General features: G+C 73.1%; 18 protein-coding genes and 1 riboswitch. Of the genes, 14 read left to right on the top strand and 4 right to left on the bottom strand.

Features of this window, described 5'->3' with window-relative positions; translation table 11 throughout:
* Window position 1 precedes the first annotated feature (1 nt).
* Window positions 2-1498 carry a DUF1800 domain-containing protein gene (locus G6553_RS14530; protein WP_166194343.1) on the bottom strand — a complete coding sequence of 499 codons (1497 nt, stop codon included), beginning with the start codon at window positions 1496-1498 and terminating at the stop codon, window positions 2-4.
* A gap of 337 nt (window positions 1499-1835) precedes the next feature.
* On the opposite strand from G6553_RS14530, the gene G6553_RS14525 reads away from it, so the two are divergent.
* From G6553_RS14525 to gcvH, 7 genes are all read left to right on the top strand, one after another.
* A complete protein-coding gene (locus tag G6553_RS14525; RefSeq protein WP_166194341.1) occupies window positions 1836-3221 on the top strand; it encodes a hemolysin family protein in 1386 nt (461 codons plus the stop codon).
* A complete protein-coding gene (locus G6553_RS14520) occupies window positions 3218-4288 on the top strand; it encodes a hemolysin family protein (RefSeq protein ID WP_166194339.1) in 1071 nt (356 codons plus the stop codon). The genes G6553_RS14525 and G6553_RS14520 overlap by 4 nt, the downstream gene beginning before the upstream one ends.
* Before the next feature lie 65 nt (window positions 4289-4353).
* On the top strand, window positions 4354-4959 hold the full coding sequence (locus tag G6553_RS14515) for a CDP-alcohol phosphatidyltransferase family protein (protein WP_347565722.1): 606 nt from the start codon (window positions 4354-4356) through the stop codon (window positions 4957-4959).
* Window positions 4952-5860 carry a DUF881 domain-containing protein gene (locus G6553_RS14510; protein ID WP_166194337.1) on the top strand — a complete coding sequence of 303 codons (909 nt, stop codon included), beginning with the start codon at window positions 4952-4954 and terminating at the stop codon, window positions 5858-5860. Before G6553_RS14515 ends, G6553_RS14510 begins: the two co-directional genes overlap by 8 nt.
* Complete coding sequence (locus tag G6553_RS14505) at window positions 5857-6189, top strand: DUF1290 domain-containing protein (RefSeq protein WP_166194335.1); 333 nt, start codon at window positions 5857-5859, stop codon at window positions 6187-6189. The genes G6553_RS14510 and G6553_RS14505 overlap by 4 nt, the downstream gene beginning before the upstream one ends.
* Window positions 6182-6928, top strand: coding sequence for a DUF881 domain-containing protein (locus tag G6553_RS14500; RefSeq protein WP_166194333.1), 747 nt, complete (start codon window positions 6182-6184; stop codon window positions 6926-6928). The genes G6553_RS14505 and G6553_RS14500 overlap by 8 nt, the downstream gene beginning before the upstream one ends.
* Before the next feature lie 58 nt (window positions 6929-6986).
* A complete protein-coding gene (gcvH, locus tag G6553_RS14495) occupies window positions 6987-7373 on the top strand; it encodes a glycine cleavage system protein GcvH (RefSeq protein ID WP_166194331.1) in 387 nt (128 codons plus the stop codon).
* 87 nt (window positions 7374-7460) lie between these two features.
* Here gcvH and G6553_RS14490 read toward each other — a convergent pair whose 3' ends face one another.
* Window positions 7461-8105, bottom strand: coding sequence for a TasA family protein (locus G6553_RS14490; RefSeq protein WP_166194329.1), 645 nt, complete (start codon window positions 8103-8105; stop codon window positions 7461-7463).
* A 396-nt stretch (window positions 8106-8501) separates the two neighbouring features.
* On the opposite strand from G6553_RS14490, the gene G6553_RS14485 reads away from it, so the two are divergent.
* From G6553_RS14485 to G6553_RS14460, 6 genes are all read left to right on the top strand, one after another.
* Window positions 8502-9032: an FHA domain-containing protein gene (locus G6553_RS14485; protein WP_166194327.1), complete on the top strand. Its 531-nt coding sequence runs from the start codon at window positions 8502-8504 to the stop codon at window positions 9030-9032.
* Between the two features lie 11 nt (window positions 9033-9043).
* Window positions 9044-9796, top strand: a complete 753-nt coding sequence (locus tag G6553_RS14480; RefSeq protein ID WP_166194325.1) for a MerR family transcriptional regulator — start codon at window positions 9044-9046, stop codon at window positions 9794-9796.
* An 86-nt stretch (window positions 9797-9882) separates the two neighbouring features.
* The gene (locus G6553_RS14475; protein ID WP_166194323.1) at window positions 9883-10350 is read left to right on the top strand and encodes a bifunctional nuclease family protein; all 468 of its coding nucleotides are present in this window, start codon (window positions 9883-9885) and stop codon (window positions 10348-10350) included.
* A gap of 180 nt (window positions 10351-10530) precedes the next feature.
* On the top strand, window positions 10531-11124 hold the full coding sequence (locus G6553_RS14470; RefSeq protein WP_166194321.1) for a MerR family transcriptional regulator: 594 nt from the start codon (window positions 10531-10533) through the stop codon (window positions 11122-11124).
* A 111-nt stretch (window positions 11125-11235) separates the two neighbouring features.
* A riboswitch (glycine riboswitch) is annotated at window positions 11236-11355 on the top strand.
* 75 nt (window positions 11356-11430) lie between these two features.
* Window positions 11431-14301 carry an aminomethyl-transferring glycine dehydrogenase gene (gcvP, locus tag G6553_RS14465; protein WP_166194319.1) on the top strand — a complete coding sequence of 957 codons (2871 nt, stop codon included), beginning with the start codon at window positions 11431-11433 and terminating at the stop codon, window positions 14299-14301.
* A gap of 18 nt (window positions 14302-14319) precedes the next feature.
* Window positions 14320-15669, top strand: coding sequence for a serine hydrolase domain-containing protein (locus G6553_RS14460; RefSeq protein ID WP_166194317.1), 1350 nt, complete (start codon window positions 14320-14322; stop codon window positions 15667-15669).
* A 39-nt stretch (window positions 15670-15708) separates the two neighbouring features.
* On the opposite strand, the gene G6553_RS14455 is transcribed toward G6553_RS14460, so the two are convergent.
* On the bottom strand, window positions 15709-16227 hold the full coding sequence (locus G6553_RS14455) for a hypothetical protein (protein ID WP_166194315.1): 519 nt from the start codon (window positions 16225-16227) through the stop codon (window positions 15709-15711).
* 112 nt (window positions 16228-16339) lie between these two features.
* On the opposite strand from G6553_RS14455, the gene G6553_RS14450 reads away from it, so the two are divergent.
* The gene (locus tag G6553_RS14450; RefSeq protein WP_166194313.1) at window positions 16340-17731 is read left to right on the top strand and encodes a CYTH and CHAD domain-containing protein; all 1392 of its coding nucleotides are present in this window, start codon (window positions 16340-16342) and stop codon (window positions 17729-17731) included.
* On the opposite strand, the gene G6553_RS14445 is transcribed toward G6553_RS14450, so the two are convergent.
* On the bottom strand, window positions 17720-18424 hold the full coding sequence (locus G6553_RS14445) for a hypothetical protein (protein WP_166194310.1): 705 nt from the start codon (window positions 18422-18424) through the stop codon (window positions 17720-17722). The genes G6553_RS14450 and G6553_RS14445 overlap by 12 nt on opposite strands.
* Window positions 18425-18457 lie beyond the last annotated feature (33 nt).

Raw genomic sequence — 18457 nt, 5'->3', positions numbered from 1 at the left:
GTCACCGGGTGAAGTGGGCGGGGGAGTCGAGGACGGTGCCGAGCAGGCGGTGGAAGTCCCACTTGATGATCGGGTGGTCGGCGCTCACCACGTCGCCGGGCGCGACGTCGCACATCTCGCAGCACGCGCGGAGCAGGGTGGCGGTGGAACGTCGGTGCAGCAGCTGCTGGCTGAGGTGGTCGACGAACAGGTCGAAGCGGATCCTCTTGCGCGGCAGCCACTGCCTCGGGGTGCGGTAGGTGATGCCCTTCGAGGGCCACCAGCCGCCGGCCATCGCCCAGTGCAGGTCCATCGAGGCCAGCACGCGCGACGGCGAGGACCAGGACTCGCTGTCGATCGGCTGCCCGTCGGGGCGCGGCCAGGAGAACGGGCTCGTGCCGAGGTTGCCGACCTGCCACAGCATCGCCTTGACGGCGTGCTCGTCACCCGCGCGACCGGCGGGCGGACGCGCGAGCTCGGCGCGGAGCACCCGGTACGTCGCGACCAGGTCCTCGCCCGGGTCGCGCACCTTGCTGCCGACCGACGCCTTGAACTCGGGGCTCGCGACCAGCGCGCGAAGCACGGGTCGGATCTCGGTGTCCGCGTCGAGGTAGACCTTCGCGAGCCGGTCCACCAGGGCCTGCGGCGGGTCGTCGCGGACGAACTTCACCGCGAGCCGGCGCGCGACGCGCTGCGCGGTCGCCGGGTGGTGGGCGAGGTAGGAGAGGTAGCGGCGCACGACGGGGCGGCCGTCCCGCTCGGCGTTCGGGTCGCGGAACCCCATGACCTCCACCGGCCCGGTCCAGTGGTCACGCGGGGAGTACGACGCCTCCCAGCTGTCCCACAGGTCGACGCGGAAGCCGGTGAGGATCCGCGCCGACGCCTTCACGTCGTCCTCGGAGTACTGCCCGCGACCGACGGTGTGCAGCTCGAGCAGCTCGCGGCCGAGGTTCTCGTTCGGGTGCCGCGCGGTCGAGACGGCGTTGTCGAGGAAGATCCCCATCGCCGGGTGCGTGACCGCCGCGTGCAGCAGGTCGTCGAAGCGACCGAGCGCGTGGCTGCGGATGGTGTCGCCGTAGGAGACGCGGTAGGTGAACTGGGCGTCGCCGACGGCCGGGACGTTGAAGTGGTTCTCCCACAGCTCGGTCATCACCTCGAGCACCTGCCGGTCGGAGGTGATCCGGCGGACGAGCGCCCAGCGGGCGTAGTCCTCCATGACCTCCCAGCCGCCCTCGATCTCGCGGTCCTGGCGCTGCCAGAGCTCCGCGGGCCCGCGGTCGAAGCTGGGCCACCACGCGCGCAGGCCGGCGGCGCGGCGGTCCGCGACCCGGCCCGGCTCCAGCTGCCGCTCGAACCAGCGGTGGGCACCGCCCGCGGCCCGCACCTGCGCCGCGAGCGCCGGCGTGACGCCGTACGAGAAGCGGCCGACGAGGTGGCGGGCCTGGGTCCCGAGCAGCGGCGCCCCGGGGAACCGCGCCGGCTTGTACGCCGTGCGGGCTCGGGTGGCTGCGTGGGTCACGGTGATGCTCCCAGGGGTTCGGACGGTCCCGTCGCGCGACGGGTCGGACCGGCAGCCCCCCGCCGCCGGCGACCAGTGTGGCGCGTCGAGCCGCCGTCGCGCCTCCGTTGACCCTCCGGCGCGTCATGGCCCGGCCGGGTCATGCCCGGTCGGCGAACGGTCGAGGAGCCGGTGGGGGGCGGCGGAAGGACGACGGGAAGACGGCCGTCAGGACTGTGCCGCGCCCGCGCGGCGCCTGTATCGTGGTCGGCTCCCCGGCCCTGAGACGACAAGGACCCAGAGAACCCCCGATGGACGGCTCTCAAAGTAGCCCGCTCTCCTCCGACGGAGAGCTCCCGTGACCCCCCTCGTCCTGCTCGCGATCGCGCTCCTGCTCGTGGTCGCCTGCGGCATCTTCGTCGCCGCCGAGTTCGCGCTCGTCACCGTCGACCGGAACAAGGTCGCCCAGGCCGCGGAGGCCGGCGACGCCGGCGCCCGCGGCGTGCAGACCGCGCTCCGCTCGCTGTCGACCCAGCTCTCCGGCGCCCAGGTGGGCATCACGGTCACCAACCTCGGCATCGGCTTCCTCGCCGAGCCGGCGATCGCGGACCTGATCAAGGAGCCGCTCGGCGCGCTCGGCGTGCCCGACGGCGCCGTCTCGCCGGTCGCCGTGGCCCTCGGCCTGGTCATCGGCACCGTGCTGACGATGCTCTTCGGCGAGCTGGTGCCCAAGAACCTCGCGATCGCGCTGCCGCTGCAGGTCGCCCGCGCCACCCAGCGCCCGATGCGGCTGTTCACCGCGGTCAACCGCGGCCCGATCCGGGTGCTCAACAACTCCGCCAACGCGCTGGTCCGCCGCCTCGGCATGGAGCCCCAGGAGGAGCTGCGCTCGGCGCGCAGCTCCCAGGAGCTCGCCTCGCTCATCGCGCGCTCGGCCGACGAGGGCACCCTCGACGCCGACACCGCGGAGCTGATGGAGCGCTCGGTGGAGTTCGGCACGCGCACCGCGGGGGAGATCATGACCCCGCGCGTGCGCACCCACAGCCTGGAGGCCAACGACCGCGCCTCGGCCGTGATCGAGCTGGCCCGCTCGACCGGCCACTCCCGCTTCCCCGTGCTCGACGACGAGGACGCCGTGGTCGGCACGGTCCACGTCAAGAACGCCGTGGCCCTGCCGCTGCACGAGCGCAGCACCACGAAGGTCAAGCACCTGATGGCCAAGCCGATCGTCGTGCCCGACACGCTGCGGCTCGACCCGCTGCTGGCCCAGCTGCGCAACGAGAGCTTCCAGATGGCCGTCGTCCTGGACGAGTACGGCGGCCACGCGGGCATCGTGACCCTCGAGGACGTCGTCGAGGAGATCGTCGGCGACATCGCCGACGAGCACGACCGGATGAGCTCCCGCGCCCGCCAGCGCCGCGACGGCAGCTGGTTGATCTCCGGGCTGCTGCGCCCCGACGAGGTCGAGGACCTCACCGGGGTCGAGCTGCCGGAGAACGAGGACTACGACACCGTCGCCGGACTGGTGCTGCGCGTGCTCGGCCGGGTGCCCGCCTCGGGCGACATCGCCGAGGTGCCCGTCCCCGACACCAGCGACCCCGAGCAGCCCCGCGAGCGGCTGGCCGTGCTGACCGTCGAGCACATGGACGGTCTGCGCATCGACCGGCTCTCGCTGCGCCTGCACGAGGGCGAGCCGGCCTCGTCGACGTCCGACCCGGCCGCGGACGGCGGTGAGCAGGCATGAGCGACACCGCCGGCATCGTCCTCGTCGTCGTTCTCCTGGCTGCCAACGCCTTCTTCGTCGGCGCGGAGTTCGCCCTGGTCTCCGCGCGCCGCAGCCAGGTCGAGCCGCACGCCCTGGCCGGCTCTCGCATGGCGCGCACGACGCTGCGCGCCATGGAGCAGGTCTCGCTGATGATGGCGGGCGCCCAGCTCGGCATCACGATTTGCTCGCTCGGCCTCGGCGCCGTCGGCGAGCCCGCGATCGCGCACCTGATCGAGCCGGGCATCCACGCCCTCGGCGTGCCCGACGCCTTCCTGCACCCGATCGCGTTCCTCATCGCGCTGACGCTGGTGACCTACCTGCACGTCGTGCTGGGCGAGATGGTCCCGAAGAACATCGCGATCGCCGGCCCGGAGCGCTCCGCGATGGTCCTCGGACCGCCGATGCTCGGTGTCGTCACGGTGCTCAAGCCGCTCATCGTGGTGCTCAACGCCGCGGCCAACGGCATCCTCCGGCTGATGCGGGTGGAGCCCAAGGACGAGCTGACGTCCACGTTCACGCGCGAGGAGGTCGCGGCCCTGGTCGAGGAGTCCCGCGGCGAGGGCCTGCTCGAGGCAGACGAGTACGACCGGCTGGCCGGCGCGCTCGGCTTCACCGAGAAGACGGTCGCCTCGGTGCTCATGCCGACCGACACCCTGACCGTCGTACGCCGTGGCTCGACCGCCGCGGAGGTCGAGGCGTTGTGCGCGGCGACCGGCTTCAGCCGGTTCCCGGTGGCGGGAGCCGACGGCGACCTGGTCGGCTACCTGCACATTAAGGACGTCCTCGAGCCCGACGAGGAGCGCCGCGAGCGACCGGTGGACGACAAGTGGGTCCGGCCCTTCGCGCCGGTCACCGCCGACGAGGCGCTGCACGACGCGCTGGAGACGCTCCAGCGGCGCGGCGCCCACATGGCCCGGGTGGTCGACACCGCGGGCACCACCCTGGGGCTGGCGACGCTCGAGGACGTGCTCGAGGAGCTGGTCGGCGAGATCCGCGACGCCGCCCACCACGAGGAGCCCGTGCCGAACCCGACGACCGGTGTCTGACGGCCGCCACACCGCGCCTGACCTGCTGCTTCGGGGCCGCTCCCGCGGCGGTTAGGGTGTGGCGCGTGGCAGCCGACCGTCCCCGCACGAACCGCGTGTGGACGCTGCCGAACGTGCTGAGCATGCTCCGGCTGGCCGGGGTCCCGCTCTTCCTGTGGCTGGTCCTCGGCCCCGAGGCCGACGTGTGGGCGCTGGTCGTGCTCATGGTCTCCGGGGTCACCGACTGGCTCGACGGCTACCTCGCGCGCAAGTGGGACCAGGTGACCGTCCTGGGCCAGGCGCTCGACCCGATCGCGGACCGGCTCTACATCCTCGCCGCGGTCGTCGGCCTCGCGATGCGCGACGTCATCCCGTGGTGGCTGGCGATCTCGCTGCCGCTGCGTGACCTGCTGCTGTGGGTGCTCGTGCCGTTCCTGCGCACCCGCGGCTACACCGCGCTGCCGGTCCACTTCCTCGGCAAGGCCGCGACGTTCAACCTGCTCTACGCGTTCCCGCTGCTCTTCCTCGGCGACGGCGACGGCACGCTCGCCGCGCTGGCGCAGGTCCTCGGCTGGGCCTTCGCGCTGTGGGGGATCGGCCTCTACTGGTGGGCCGGGCTGCTCTACGCCTGGCAGGTGCGGACGCTGCTCGCCACCACCGAGCCGCGGCGCCGGACGGCGCTCGATGCCTGACGAGCGCGAGGGGACGCCCGAGCCGGACCGGCTGACGCCGGAGCGGGTGCGGCTCCCGTTGCTGACGCTCATCACCCAGCAGTCGCTCGACGAGGACTACCTCCACGCGGCCGAGCGCCGGGCGCTCGCGGCCCGGACAGCCGCCCCGGACGCGAGCGAGCAGGCCGCTCGGCCGGCACACGCGCGGCACCGGGTCGCCGCGGTCGTCGCGGTCGTCTTCGGCGTGCTGGCCACGACGGCCTTCGTGCAGACCTCGCGCAACGAGGACGTCGACGCCGCCAGCCGTGCCACCCTGGTCCGCCGCGTCACCGACGAGCGGGAGCGGGTGGCCGGCCTCCAGGACCGGATCGTCGACCTGCGCGAGGAGAACGCCGAGCTCGAGGACAGCCTCACCCGCGCCCGCGCGAGCCACGAGGCGGAGGTGACGCGGCTGCGACGGGTGCAGACGCGGACGGGGTACGTCGCCGTGCGCGGCCCCGGCGTCGTCATCACCCTCGACGACGGGCCGCCGGAGATCATCGACAGCGAGGTCAAGGACCTCGACCTGCGGATCGCCGTCAACGGGCTGTGGCGGGTCGGCGCCGAGGCGATCGCGGTCAACGGCCAGCGGCTCACCGCGCTGTCGGCCATCCGGAGCTCCGGCCTGGTGGTGCGGGTGAACAAAGTCAACCTGTCCCCGCCGTACCGCGTGGAGGCGATCGGTGACACCCGTACGCTCCAGTCCCGCTTCCTCGACTCCACCGAGGGGAGCTGGATGCTGCAGCTGAGGGACGACTACGGCATAGCCTTCGACATGGACAACGACGACAACCTCGAGCTGCCGGCCGCCCGGCTGCGCGAGCTGCGCTCCGTGCGGCCGCTCGGGGACGACGACAAGGGACCCCCGGAGGAGACGCCGTGATCGCCGCGCTCGGCCTGCTGGTCGGCATCGTGCTGGGACTGGTCTTCCAGCCCGACGTGCCGCTCGGCCTCGAGCCCTACCTGCCGATCGCCGTGGTCGCCGCGCTCGACGCGGTCTTCGGCGGCCTGCGGGCCTACCTCGACGGGATCTTCGACGACAAGGTCTTCGTCGTCTCGTTCGTCTCCAACGTCGTCATCGCCGCCGCGATCGTCTACCTGGGCGACAAGCTCGGCGTGGGCGGCCAGCTCTCGACCGGCGTCATCGTCGTCCTCGGCATCCGGATCTTCTCCAACGTCGCGGCCATCCGCCGCCACCTGTTCCATGCCTGACCCGACGCCGTCGAGTGGACGGACCCGGCTGCTGCACGCGGTGCTCAAGCCCTCGCGCAGCCAGGTCGTCGTCGGCGTGCTGCTCGCGCTCGTCGGGTTCGCGGGCATCGTCCAGGTGCGGTCGACCGAGGTCGACACCACCTACGCCGGCCTGCGCGAGCAGGACCTCATCGACGTCCTCAACGGCCTCGCCGGCACCACTCAGCGGGCCGAGTCGGAGATCGAGCGCCTCGAGGAGGCCCGCGAGGACCTGCGCACCGACACCCGGCGCGTCGGCACGGCGCTGGAGGAGGCGCAGACCCAGGCCGACACCCTGGCGATCCTCGCTGGCACGGTGCCCGTGACCGGCCCCGGCATCCGGGTCACCATCACCGAGACCGACACGGCCGTCGGGGTCCAGGACTTCATCGACCTGATCCAGGAGCTGCGCACCTCGAACGCGGAGGCGATGCAGCTCAACGGCAAGGTGCGGTTGGTGGCGCAGTCGTCGTTCGCCGAGGCCGAGGGCGGCCTCGTCGTGGACGGCGAGCTGCTCGGCCCGCCGTACGTCCTCGACGCCATCGGCGCACCCGACACGCTCAGCGGCGCGATCTCCATCGCCCGCGGCGTGGTGTCGGAGCTGCAGGAGGCCAACGCCGAGGTCGACATCCAGGAGCTGTCCTCGCTCGACATCGAGAGCGTGCGCGAGCCGCGGCAGCCCGAGTACGCCTCGCCCGACCTCGACCCGGCCGGCCAGTAGGGTCGAGCCACCGACCTGTCCACCCACCTGTCCACCGAGCCACCGACTGGAGACCGCGTTGTACCCCGAGGACCTGAAGTACACCAGCGAGCACGAGTGGCTGCGCACCCCCGGCGAGACCGAGGGCTCCGTGCGCGTGGGCATCACGCACTACGCCCAGGACGCGCTCGGCGACATCGTCTACGTCTCCCTGCCCGAGGTCGGCGCGACCATCGAGGCCGGTTCCACCTGCGGTGAGCTGGAGTCCACGAAGTCGGTCAGCGACGTCTACGCCCCGGTCACCGGCGAGGTCGTCGCGCGCAACGACTCCCTCGACGCGACGCCCGAGCTGGTGAACAGCGATCCGTACGGCGGGGGCTGGCTCTTCGAGGTCGTGCCCGCCGACAGCGGCGACGTCGACGCCCTCATGGACGCCGCGGCGTACGAGGCCTCGCTCGACTCCTGATCCACGCACACGCACGAGACCCCGGTCGCCGTTCGGCGACCGGGGTCTCGTGCTGTGCGCCGGCGTTCTTCTCCGGTCCTCGCTGGGTCAGCGGTTCTCGGCGGTGCGCTGGGTGGCGTCGAAGGTGAGGTTGACGGTGTTGGCGAGGCCCTGGAACTTGTTGTCGGCGGCCTCGGGGAACTTCAGGGTGACGCGGAGGTTGGAGACCTTGGCGTCGTTGAGCGTGGTGGTGGCCTTCTCGAGGGCGAGGTTGGCGCCGATGACCGGGCGGGGGGCGAGGACCTGGGTGGTGGGGCCGGCGCACTGGAGCTTGCCGTTGGTCTTGGTGGGGTCGGCCTTGGTCCAGGCGGTGGCGCACTGGTCGATGCTGATCTGCAGGCCGTTGGTGGTGTCGGTGGAGAGCAGGTTGGTCGCGGTCGCGGTGGTGGTGAGGGAGACGGTGCCGAACTTCTCGTCGTTGGCGCCGCGGGTCAGGACGATGTCGCGCTCGACGGTGTCGCCGGGGACCAGGCCGGTGGCGGCGATCGCGGGGCCCTGGGTGGAGGTGCCCTGGCCCAGGACGATGGTGCCGGCCGCGACGGACTCGGAGGCCGAGGTGGTGGAGGTGAACGCACCGAACGTGCCGAGGCCCGCGACGGAGGCGGCGCCGGCGACGAGGGCGACCGAGGCGACCAGCTTGGCGGCGGTCTTGCGGTTCTTGCGGTTCTTGCGGGCGGCGGTGGTGTTCGTCATCGGGGGGAGCCTTTCGGGAGGGGGCCGCCGGTCTCTCCGACGCCGTTGTTGCTTGATGACCTGAACTCTGCCGAGCCCAGATCAAGGCACCCCCCGGCTCATCCCCGACGTTTCCTCAAGAGCCCCGCAAGACCCCTGAGTCGGCGTCCCGCGCCCCACTTCTCGGCCCTTCTCACCGCTTGTCGGCCGTTGCGATGGCCGAGAAGCGTCGGCATCCCAAGTTCACTTGGGATGCCGACCCCGCCACCGGCCCGCTCCCGCCGACCGCGGCCTTTCCGGTACGGCTTGATCGACCGTCCCCGGCTGATAGGTTCGGACAACCGTCAACCTCAGCCCCGAGGTGAGGGTTGCACCACTACTCGCACCGCCCGAATGCCGGACCCCGGAGGATGCCCGATGCCGTTCTGCACCGCGTGTGGCAGGCAGAACCCCGACGACGCCCGCTTCTGCTCGCAGTGCGGCACCAAGCTGGTGACCGCGGACGAGACCACGGCTCCGGCGACGCCGCCGGTGGGCCAGGGTGACTCGACCGCCACGATCCAGATCGGGCTCGGCGAGAAGACCGAGACCTCCGACCGGCAGCTCAACCCCGTCGACGCCGCCGCGGTCGACGCCCTGCCGGCCGGCCACGCGCTGCTGGTGGTGCAGCGCGGCCCCGGGTCGGGCAGCCGGTTCCTCCTCGACGCCGACGTGGTGACCGCGGGGCGGCACCCCGAGAGCGAGATCTTCCTCGACGACGTGACGGTCTCCCGTCGCCACGCGCAGTTCGACCGCGACGGCGACACGTTCACGGTCAGCGACGTGGGCTCGTTGAACGGCACGTACGTCAACCGCGACCGCATCGACAAGGTGCAGCTCAAGGACGGCGACGAGGTGCAGATCGGCAAGTACCGCCTGGTGTTCTTCGCCGGGCACCAGGCCGGCTGAGCCGCCCGCACATGAGCTCGATCGGCTCGGCCGCCGCAGGCGCCGCCGGGGCGCCGCGCGCCCGGATGAACATCGGGGAGGTCCTCGACCACCTCCGACCGGACTTCCCAGGCGTCACCATCCCCAAGATCCGCTTCCTCGAGGACAAGGGGCTGATCAAGCCCGAGCGGACGCCGGCCGGCTACCGGAAGTTCTCGCCGGACGACGTCGACCGGTTGCGGTACGTCCTGCGCATGCAGCGGGACCACTACCTGCCGCTCAAGGTCATCGGCGAGCACCTCGACGCCATCGACCGCGGCCTCGAGCCGCCGGCGATCGAGCCGGTCGTGCCCACCGTGCCGAAGGTCGCGCTCTCCGCCGACGGCCTGCCCAGCCCGGAGTCGTTCCGACGCCACGACGGCATGCGGCTCTCGCGCCGCGAGCTGGTCAAGGTCGCCGAGATCTCCGAGGAGCTGCTCGACCAGCTCGAGCAGTACGGCCTGATCAGCGCCAAGCCCGGCACCGGCCACTACGACACCGACGCCCTGGTGATCGCGCAGACCGCTCGAGAGCTGGCCGACTTCGGCTTCGAGCCGCGCCATCTCCGAGCGTTCAAGACCGCCGCCGACCGCGAGGTCGGCCTGGTCGAGCAGGTCGTCGCCCCGCACAAGCGCGGTCGCGACGCCGCCGCCCGGGCCCGCGCCGAGGAGGCCGTCTCCGAGATCGCCGCCCTCTCCGTCCGCCTCCACGCCACCTTGGTCAAGGCCGGCCTCCGCTCCTCCTGACCGCCGGGCGACGCTGCCGTCGACGCACACCGCGGTCCGTCCCGGCGCGACCGTCCGGGCTCACCGGGCGGGAGTAGGGTGAAGGTGTGCGCGAAGTCGATGTCATGGGTGTCCGGGTGGAGATGCCGTCGAACCAGCCGATCGTGCTGCTGCGCGAGGTGACGGGGGAGCGGTACCTCCCGATCTGGATCGGTGCGGTCGAGGCCACCGCGATCGCGTTCGCCCAGCAGGGCGTGGTCCCGCCGCGCCCCCTGACGCACGACTTGATGAAGGACGTCCTCGAGGCGACCGGCAACGAGCTCACCGAGGTCCGGATCACCGACGTCAAGGACGGCGTCTTCTTCGCGACGCTGGTCTTCGGCACCGGTGCCGAGGTCAGCGCTCGTCCCTCCGACTCGATCGCGCTCGCGCTGCGCACCGGCACGCGCATCGTGTGCGCCGAGGAGGTCCTCGACGAGGCCGGGCTCGCCGTGCCTGCCGAGCAGGAGGACGAGGTCGAGAAGTTCCGCGAGTTCCTCGACCAGGTCACGCCCGAGGACTTCGAGTCCCGCTGAGACGCTGACCCTCAACCTCAGGTTGAGGGTTCCGACACGCCGCCAGGATCTTTGACGGCTCCGTTGGTGGGGCCTACCTTGAACTGTCTCTGTTGTAACTCCACCGTTGTGGTTGCGCTCCGCGATCACGGCACCTTCCCCGGTAGTTACGCACAACGGAGTAGACCCACGGAGGACCGTGTGAACGAGCAGGAGCAGCAGGGCGAGCACCCCGAGGCCGCGGTCGCGGCCGAGGTGGCCGAGGAGCAGGGTCTTCTCTTCACCGACGACGTCTCGCCCCTGCCCAGTGACACCGGCTACCGCGGCCCCACCGCGTGCAACGCCGCCGGCATCACCTACCGCCAGCTGGACTACTGGGCCCGCACCGGCCTGGTCGAGCCCACTGTGCGCGGCGCCAGCGGCTCCGGTTCGCAGCGGCTCTACTCCTTCCGCGACATCCTGCTGCTCAAGGTCATCAAGCGCCTGCTCGACGCCGGCATCTCGCTGCAGCAGATCCGCACCGCGGTCCAGCACCTGCGCGAGCGCGGCACCGACGACCTGACCCGCGTGACGCTGATGAGCGACGGCGCCTCGGTCTACGAGTGCACCAGCAACGACGAGGTCATCGATCTGCTCCAGGGCGGCCAGGGCGTCTTCGGCATCGCGATCGGCGGTGTCTGGCGCGAGATCGAGGGCACCCTCGCCGAGCTGCCGAGCGAGCGCACCGCCGACGAGGCCGCGCCGACCGCGAGCGACGAGCTCGCCGCGCGCCGCGCCGCGCGCAAGATCGGCTGACGCCGGCCACACGACGTACGACGAGCCGGCCCGCCGCCCCTCACCGGGGGCAGCGGGCCGTCGTCATTTCGGGGGACTGCCGGGGGCTGCTGCTAGCCTCGGGGACGCTGACGATCCCGCACGGGAGAGTCTCCGCCCGGCAGGCAGGACCCAGCACGACCAGCCGGAGTGGAGCGCCGAAGGGGCAATTCCTCCCCGGAACCTCTCAGGCGCCCGGACCGTGCGGAGCAGGCGACTCTGGAGCACCGGCGACGGCGTGACAGAGGGGGAGGGAACCCGACCCCGCGTCCGAGGAGCCCTCGCCCTATGTCCGACCGCCCCACACTCTCCGAGCTCGACGAGGCGCTGCCGTTCGTCGACCGCCACATCGGTCTCCGGCCGGCCGACGAGGCCGCGATGCTCGAGCGGCTCGGCTTCGACTCGCTCGAGGCACTGATGGCGGCCGCCGTCCCCGGCGGCATCCGCACCGAGGCGGCGCTCGACCTGCCGCCGGCGCAGTCCGAGGACGCCACCGGGCGCGAGCTGCGCGCGATCGCGGCGATGAACAACCCGCTCGAGGCGATGATCGGGCTGGGCTACTCGGCGACGATCACCCCGCCGGTGGTCCGCCGCAACGTCCTGGAGGACCCGAGCTGGTACACCGCGTACACGCCGTACCAGCCGGAGATCTCGCAGGGCCGCCTCGAGGCGCTCATCAACTTCCAGACCGTCGTGGGCGACCTGACCGGACTCCCGACCGCGAACGCGTCGCTGCTCGACGAGGGCACGGCTGCGGCCGAGGCGATGACGCTGGTGCGTCGCGGCAACAAGAAGGGCAGCGGGCCGTTCGTGGTCGACGCGGACGCGCTGCCGCAGACCATCGAGGTCGTGCGCACCCGGGCCGAGGCGATGGGCATCGAGGTCGTCGTCGCCGACCTGACCGACGGCCTGCCCGAGGGCGAGGCCTGCGGCGTGCTGGTGCAGTACCCGGGTGCGTCCGGGCGCGTGCTCGACCCCCGGCCGGTCATCGAGGCGGTCCACGAGCGTGGCGGCCTGGCCGTCGTCGCCGCGGACCTGCTGGCGCTGACCCTGCTGGAGTCGCCCGGCTCGATGGGCGCGGACGTCGTGGTCGGCTCGTCCCAGCGGTTCGGCGTGCCGCTGTTCTACGGCGGCCCGCACGCCGGCTACATGGCGGTCGCCGCCGGCCTCGAGCGGCACCTGCCCGGCCGCCTGGTCGGGGTGTCGATCGACGCCGAGGGGCGGCCGGCGTACCGCCTGGCCCTCCAGACCCGCGAGCAGCACATCCGCCGCGACAAGGCGACCTCCAACATCTGCACCGCGCAGGTGCTGCTCGCCGTCGTGGCCTCGATGTACGCCGTGCACCACGGCCCCGAGGGGCTGCGCGCGATCGCCACCCGCACCCACCGGTACGCCGCCGTGCTGGCCGCCGCGCTGGGTGCGGCCGGGCACGAGCCGCGTCACGCGGAGTTCTTCGACACGATCCAGGTCGCGACCGCCGGCCGGGCCGCGGAGGTCGTCGCAGCCGCCCGCGAACGCGGGATCCACCTGCGGCTGGTCGACGCCGACACCGTCGGCATCAGCACGTCGGAGTGCACGACCCGCTCGACGGTCGACCGGGTGCTCGCGGCCTTCGGCGTGGACGGGGTCGACATCGACGACGTCGACCGGTCCACCGCCGACGCCCTGCCCGACGCGCTGCGCCGCACCACGGCGTACCTCACCCACGAGGTGTTCTCCGCCCACCACAGCGAGACGCAGATGCTGCGCTACCTGCGGAGGCTCTCCGCGCGGGACTACGCGCTCGACCGCGGGATGATCCCGCTCGGGTCGTGCACGATGAAGCTCAACGCGACCACCGAGATGGAGCCGGTGTCGCTGCCGGGCTTCGCCGACCTGCACCCGTTCGCGCCGGCCGAGGACGCCGCCGGCTACCACCTGCTCGTCGACCAGCTCGAGGGCTGGCTGGCGGAGGTGACCGGCTACGACCGCGTCTCGATCCAGCCCAACGCCGGCTCCCAGGGCGAGCTCGCCGGCCTGCTGGCGATCCGCGGCTACCACCACGCCAACGGCGACACCGGCCGCGACGTCTGCCTCATCCCGTCCTCGGCGCACGGCACCAACGCCGCGTCCGCGGTGATGGCGGGCATGCGGGTCGTCGTCGTCAAGGCCGCGGCCGACGGCGGCGTCGACATGGACGACCTGCGCGCGCAGTGCGAGAAGCACGCCGACGACCTGGCCGCGATCATGGTGACCTACCCGTCGACGCACGGCGCCTACGAGGACACGATCACCGAGCTGTGCGAGGTGGTGCACGCGCACGGCGGCCAGGTGTACGTCGACGGCGCCAACCTGAACGCGCTGCTCGGCCACGCCAAGCCGGGTGAGTTCGGTGGCGACGTCTCGCACCTGAACCTGCACAAGACCTTCTGCATCCCGCACGGCGGCGGTGGCCCCGGCGTCGGCCCGGTCGCGGTGCGCGAGCACCTGGCGCCGTACCTGCCCTCGCACGGCATGCACCCCGACGAGACCAAGCGCGAAGGCATCGGCCCGATCAGCGCGGCGCCGTACGGCTCGGCGGGCATCCTGCCGATCTCGTGGGCCTACGTGCGGATGATGGGCGGCGCCGGCCTGACCCGGGCGACGGCGAGCGCGGTGCTGTCGGCGAACTACGTCGCGGCGCGGCTCGGTGAGCACTTCCCGGTGCTCTACCGCGGGCACGGCGACCTCGTCGCGCACGAGTGCATCCTCGACGTCCGCGGCATCACCAAGGAGACCGGCGTCAGCGTCGACGACGTCGCCAAGCGGCTCGTGGACTACGGCTTCCACGCGCCGACGATGTCGTTCCCGGTCGCGGGCACGCTCATGGTGGAGCCGACCGAGTCCGAGGACCTGGCCGAGATCGACCGGTTCTGCGAGGCGATGATCGCGATCAAGGGCGAGATCGACCGGGTCGCCGCGGGGGACTGGGCCCCGGAGGACTCGCCGCTGCGCGGCGCGCCGCACACCTCGCGCGCGCTCGTCGGGGAGTGGGACCGCGCCTACCCGCGCGAGCTCGGCGTCTTCCCCACGGGGATCGACCCGGACAAGTACTGGCCGCCGGTCGCCCGCATCGACCAGGCCTATGGCGACCGCAACCTGCAGTGCTCCTGCCCGCCCCTCGAGGCGTTCGCGGAGTAGCCCCGCCAGGATGGCCCCATGAACGTCGCTGACAGCACCGGCCGCCGGCTCCTCGTCCACCTCGCGCAGGCGCAGGCCGGCGGTCGGCTGCCGTCGGTGACGGCCGGGGTGGTGCGCGACGGTGCGCTGGTCTGGTCGGGGACCTACGGCACGCCGCCGGTGCCCGACCACGACGCGACCGACGTGCAGCACCGGATCGGGTCGATCACCAAGACGCTGACCGCGGTGCTGGTGCTGCAGCTCGTGCGGGACGGGCGGGTCGACCTCGACGCACCGGTCTCGGTCGTGCTCGGCGAGGTGCCGTACGGCGACCGGTCGGTGCGCTCGCTGCTGGCCCACGCCTCGGGGATCGCCGCGGAGCCGGCCGGCGACTGGTGGGAACGGACCGACGGCGTGTCCTTCGCGTCGCTCGCGGCCGCGCACGCCTCGGCGCCGGCGGTCACCTCGCCCGGGTCGCGGTTCCACTACTCCAACCTCGGCTACGCGCTGCTCGGCGAGCTCGTCGCGCGGGTGCACGACCGGCCGTGGGCGGAGTGCGTCTCCGCCTTCGTGCTCGAGCCGCTGGGGATGGACCGCACGTCCTACCTGCCGACCGGGCCGGCCGCCTCCGGGTGGAGTGTCCACCCGTACACCCGCGAGCTGGTGCCGGAGCCGGCCACGGACACCCGCGCCATGGCGCCCGCGGGCCAGCTGTGGTCGACGGTGGCCGACCTGGCGACGTACGCCGCGTTCCTGGTCGACGGGCACGCCGACGTGCTCGACGCGTCGTGGCTCACGACCGCGTCGGTCCCGCAGTCCGGCTCGGCGGGCGACGCGCTGGCCTCCGCGCACGGGCTGGGGTTCCAGCTGCTGCGGGGCGGCTCGGGGACGCTGCTCGGCCACGGCGGGTCGATGCCGGGCTTCCTCGCGTCGTGCTTCGTCGACCGCGAGCGGCGCACCGGCGCGGTGGTGGTGGCGCCGGCGACGACCGGGTTCTCGCCCAGCGACCTCGCCCGGGTGCTGCTGGAGGAGCTCGAGGCGGGCGAGCCGACGCTGCCGCCACCGTGGGTGCCGACGACGGCGGTGCCGCCCGAGCTCGACGGCGTGCTCGGCGTCTGGCACTGGGGCAACACGCCCTTCGTGCTGGCTCTCGCGGGTGGGCCCGGTGGTGAGGTCGTGGCGACCGGGCCGGGTGGTGCGGAGAAGTGGCGGTTCGCGGTGGCCGACGGCCGGATCGTGGGGACGCGGGGCTACCACCACGGCGAGGAGCTGCACGTGGTGCGACGCCCGGACGGCTCGGTGAGCCACCTGGAGGTGGCGACGTTCGTGCTCACCCGGACGCCGTACGACCCGGATGCCCCCGCTCCTGGGGGACATCCGGGTCGCTGACGGATACGCCGCTGCGCGTGCCGTGCTGTCGGGTGGCGGTCAGTCGCCGGTGGTGTCGGTCTTGGTGACCCGCAGGTCGTAGCGGAAGGCGTCGGCGCAGGTCAGGTCGACCGTCCGCCCCTTCCACCGCATCGTCAGGTCGGTGCGGAGCTGGCGGTGGACGCCGTCGACCACGATGTGCTGGCCGGCGTCGTCGTGCTCCTCGTGGACGGCGACCTTCTTGCCGTAGGGCTTGGCCGTGCCGCTGACGAGGACCTTCCGGCCGTCGAGCTCCAGCGTCGCGCGGACCTGCTTCTTCTCGACGAAGCCCTTGGCGGACTCGCGGAGGTTGCCGAGACCGTCGTCGCCGACGACGACCTGGAAGACGTTGGCGTAGAGGTTGTTCTCGTAGACGCTGACGTAGAGGTCGTCGCTGCGGTAGGTGCCGCCGCACTCGATGACGACGCCGCGTTCGCGACTGGTCTCGGAGGTCGGCGTGTCTGCGGTGAGGGCGGTGGCGGGGGAGCCGAGGCCGACGATCGCGGTGGCGACGGCGGCGAGGGCGAGGGGGGTGCGCATGGTGGTGCTGCTTCCTGTGGGTGTGTGGGTGACACCGGGGATACGCCGCCCCATCCACCCCGGTTGCACGCCGATCGCCTGGTCTGGACCGGGTCGTGGGTACCGGACCGCCATGCCGCGCACGCACCTCGAGGTCGAGCACACCTACGCGCCGCCGGCCGGGCTGGCCGTCGCGGACCTGACCGGTCCCGACGGGCTGGCGGGGCTGCCCGGCGTGGCGCGCGTGGGCGAGCCGGTCGTGCACGAGCTGCACGCGACGTACCACGACACAGCGGGGCTGGACCTGACCGCCGGCGGGGTCACCCTGCGTGCGCGGAGGGGCGGACCGGACGAGGGGTGGCATCTCAAGCTGCCGGCACCGGGTGGTCGGGAGGAGCTGCACCACCGTCTCGGTCGGGGCGAGTCCGTGCCGACGCGGTGGCGCGACCTCGTCCTCGCCTGGACGCGTGGCGAGGCCGTGGCGCCGATCGCGGTCGTCACGACCCGTCGGACGGTCCGACAGCTGCTCGGCGAGGACGGTTCCGTGCTCGCCGAGCTCGCCGACGACGAGGTGACCGGCACTCCGGTCGACGGCGCCCCGGTCTCCTGGCGCGAGTGGGAGCTGGAGCTCGTCGAGGGCGGCGAGGCCCTGCTGGCGGCGGCGGACGAGTTGTTCGTGCTGCGTGGTGCCGAGGTGGTCCCGCTCGCGCGCAAGATCGCCGTGACGCTCGGGGACCGGTGGCCCCGACGGACGGCGGCGGAGGACCCGCTCCTGGGCGTCGTGGCCGACCAGGTCGACGAGCTCAAGCGCCTGGACGGTCGGCTCCGGCTGGGCCAACCCGTCGCGGGCGAGCTCGCGGTCGTCGCGCGCCGGCTCCGGTCGGCGCTCTGGGTGCAGCGCCCGACCTGGGGACGCACGATGACCGACCCGCTGCGTGCCGAGCTGGCCTGGTTCGCCGACGGCGTGGGCGAGGCCGCGGGTGTCGGCACGGTGCGCGACCGCGTGCTGGCGGAGCTCGACGAGGAGCGCGAGGGCGTCGCACCGGTGCGCCGGATGGTCCGCTCCAGCTTCGAGGACAGGGAGCGGGCGAGCGTGGAGCGGCTGCTCGAGCAGCTGCGCACGGACCGCTACCTGGCGCTGCTGCGCTCGCTCGACGGCCTGGTGCGGGAACCACCGCCCGCCGGCCCGGCGACGAAGAAGCAGCTTCGCCGCCGGCTGGAGAAGGCGGAGCGGAGGATGACGGCGCAGATGCGGAACGACGAAGACGCCTTCGACCCCGCTCGACTCCTCGCGGCCGCGCAGCGCCTCGAGGACGTCGCGGCGCTGGCAGAGGCCGTGGTCGGGAAGGACGCCCGTCGGGCGCTGCGCCGGGCCGGCGAGCTCGCGGGCGCGCTCGACGACGCCCTCCTCCGGAGCCGGGCCCAGCAGGAGGTCCGAGCACTGGCGAGGACCGCCCGGACGACCGGTGACGCGTTCCTGCTCGGGCGGCTCCACGCTCGCCTCGAGGTGCGCCTAGCCGGCTGAGCGCACCGACGACGCCACGAACTTCTCGCCGTCGCAGCCCACCCGGGCGCGGACCTGGCCGCCCTCCCACAGGGTGTCGCGCACGTCGTCCGCGGTGAGGACCGGGTCGGTGTCGCCGGTGACGCGGATGGTCACGCTCGCGCCGGCGTACGCCGCGGGGCCGGCGGTCACCTCGACGTCGATCCGGTACGGCGGCCGGATGTCGCCGTCGGACCGCGGCTCGCGCGGTCCCGTCACGCCGAGCCACGTGCCGGCGAGGTCGACCTCGCCTCCGTGCTCGCAGCTGGGTGCGGTGAACCAGGCCCGGGCGGCCCGCGGCAGGTCTGCGCCCTCCCGCACGTACAGGCCGTCGTGGAGCAGCACGGCGACCTCGGCCGGCACCTCCGCGAGCTCCTCCGCCTCCGCGGTCCGTTCCGGCACGGGGTCGTCCTGGCCACCGCTGTTGGCACAGCCGGGCAGCAGCACGTCGAGCCGACGGCCCGTGACCTCGGGATCCCGCCGGAGGTCGCCGTGCCCGAGGTAGGTGCGGCCGTGGAGCTCGAGGGCCGCGGCGCACGACGCCTCTGCCTCGCCGCCGCTCGACCCCGGGCCCTCGTCGGACCGCGGCCCGGCGCACCCGGCGAGCAGCGAGGCGGCGGCGCCGAGCGCCAGGGCTGTGGCCGAGGCCGGGCGAGCGGGGTGCGGGACGCGCATGTGGGTGCGACGAGCGGGTCGGCCGGCGGGTTC

It is taken from the genome of Nocardioides sp. IC4_145 (assembly GCF_011250565.1).
In the GTDB taxonomy this organism is placed as follows: Bacteria; Actinomycetota; Actinomycetes; order Propionibacteriales; family Nocardioidaceae; genus Nocardioides.
This window is presented reverse-complemented; position numbering and strand designations above follow the sequence as displayed.

Coding starts and splice junctions, on each gene's coding strand:
- G6553_RS14500 (WP_166194333.1), top strand. CDS start 6,182: ATGCCTGACCCGACGCCGTCGAGTGGACGGACCCGGCTGCTGCACGCG.
- G6553_RS14490 (WP_166194329.1), bottom strand. CDS start 8,105: ATGACGAACACCACCGCCGCCCGCAAGAACCGCAAGAACCGCAAGACC.
- G6553_RS14450 (WP_166194313.1), top strand. CDS start 16,340: ATGCCGCGCACGCACCTCGAGGTCGAGCACACCTACGCGCCGCCGGCC.
- G6553_RS14510 (WP_166194337.1), top strand. CDS start 4,952: ATGCCTGACGAGCGCGAGGGGACGCCCGAGCCGGACCGGCTGACGCCG.
- G6553_RS14455 (WP_166194315.1), bottom strand. CDS start 16,227: ATGCGCACCCCCCTCGCCCTCGCCGCCGTCGCCACCGCGATCGTCGGC.
- G6553_RS14445 (WP_166194310.1), bottom strand. CDS start 18,424: ATGCGCGTCCCGCACCCCGCTCGCCCGGCCTCGGCCACAGCCCTGGCG.
- gcvP (WP_166194319.1), top strand. CDS start 11,431: ATGTCCGACCGCCCCACACTCTCCGAGCTCGACGAGGCGCTGCCGTTC.
- G6553_RS14485 (WP_166194327.1), top strand. CDS start 8,502: ATGCCGTTCTGCACCGCGTGTGGCAGGCAGAACCCCGACGACGCCCGC.
- G6553_RS14480 (WP_166194325.1), top strand. CDS start 9,044: ATGAGCTCGATCGGCTCGGCCGCCGCAGGCGCCGCCGGGGCGCCGCGC.
- G6553_RS14520 (WP_166194339.1), top strand. CDS start 3,218: ATGAGCGACACCGCCGGCATCGTCCTCGTCGTCGTTCTCCTGGCTGCC.
- G6553_RS14460 (WP_166194317.1), top strand. CDS start 14,320: ATGAACGTCGCTGACAGCACCGGCCGCCGGCTCCTCGTCCACCTCGCG.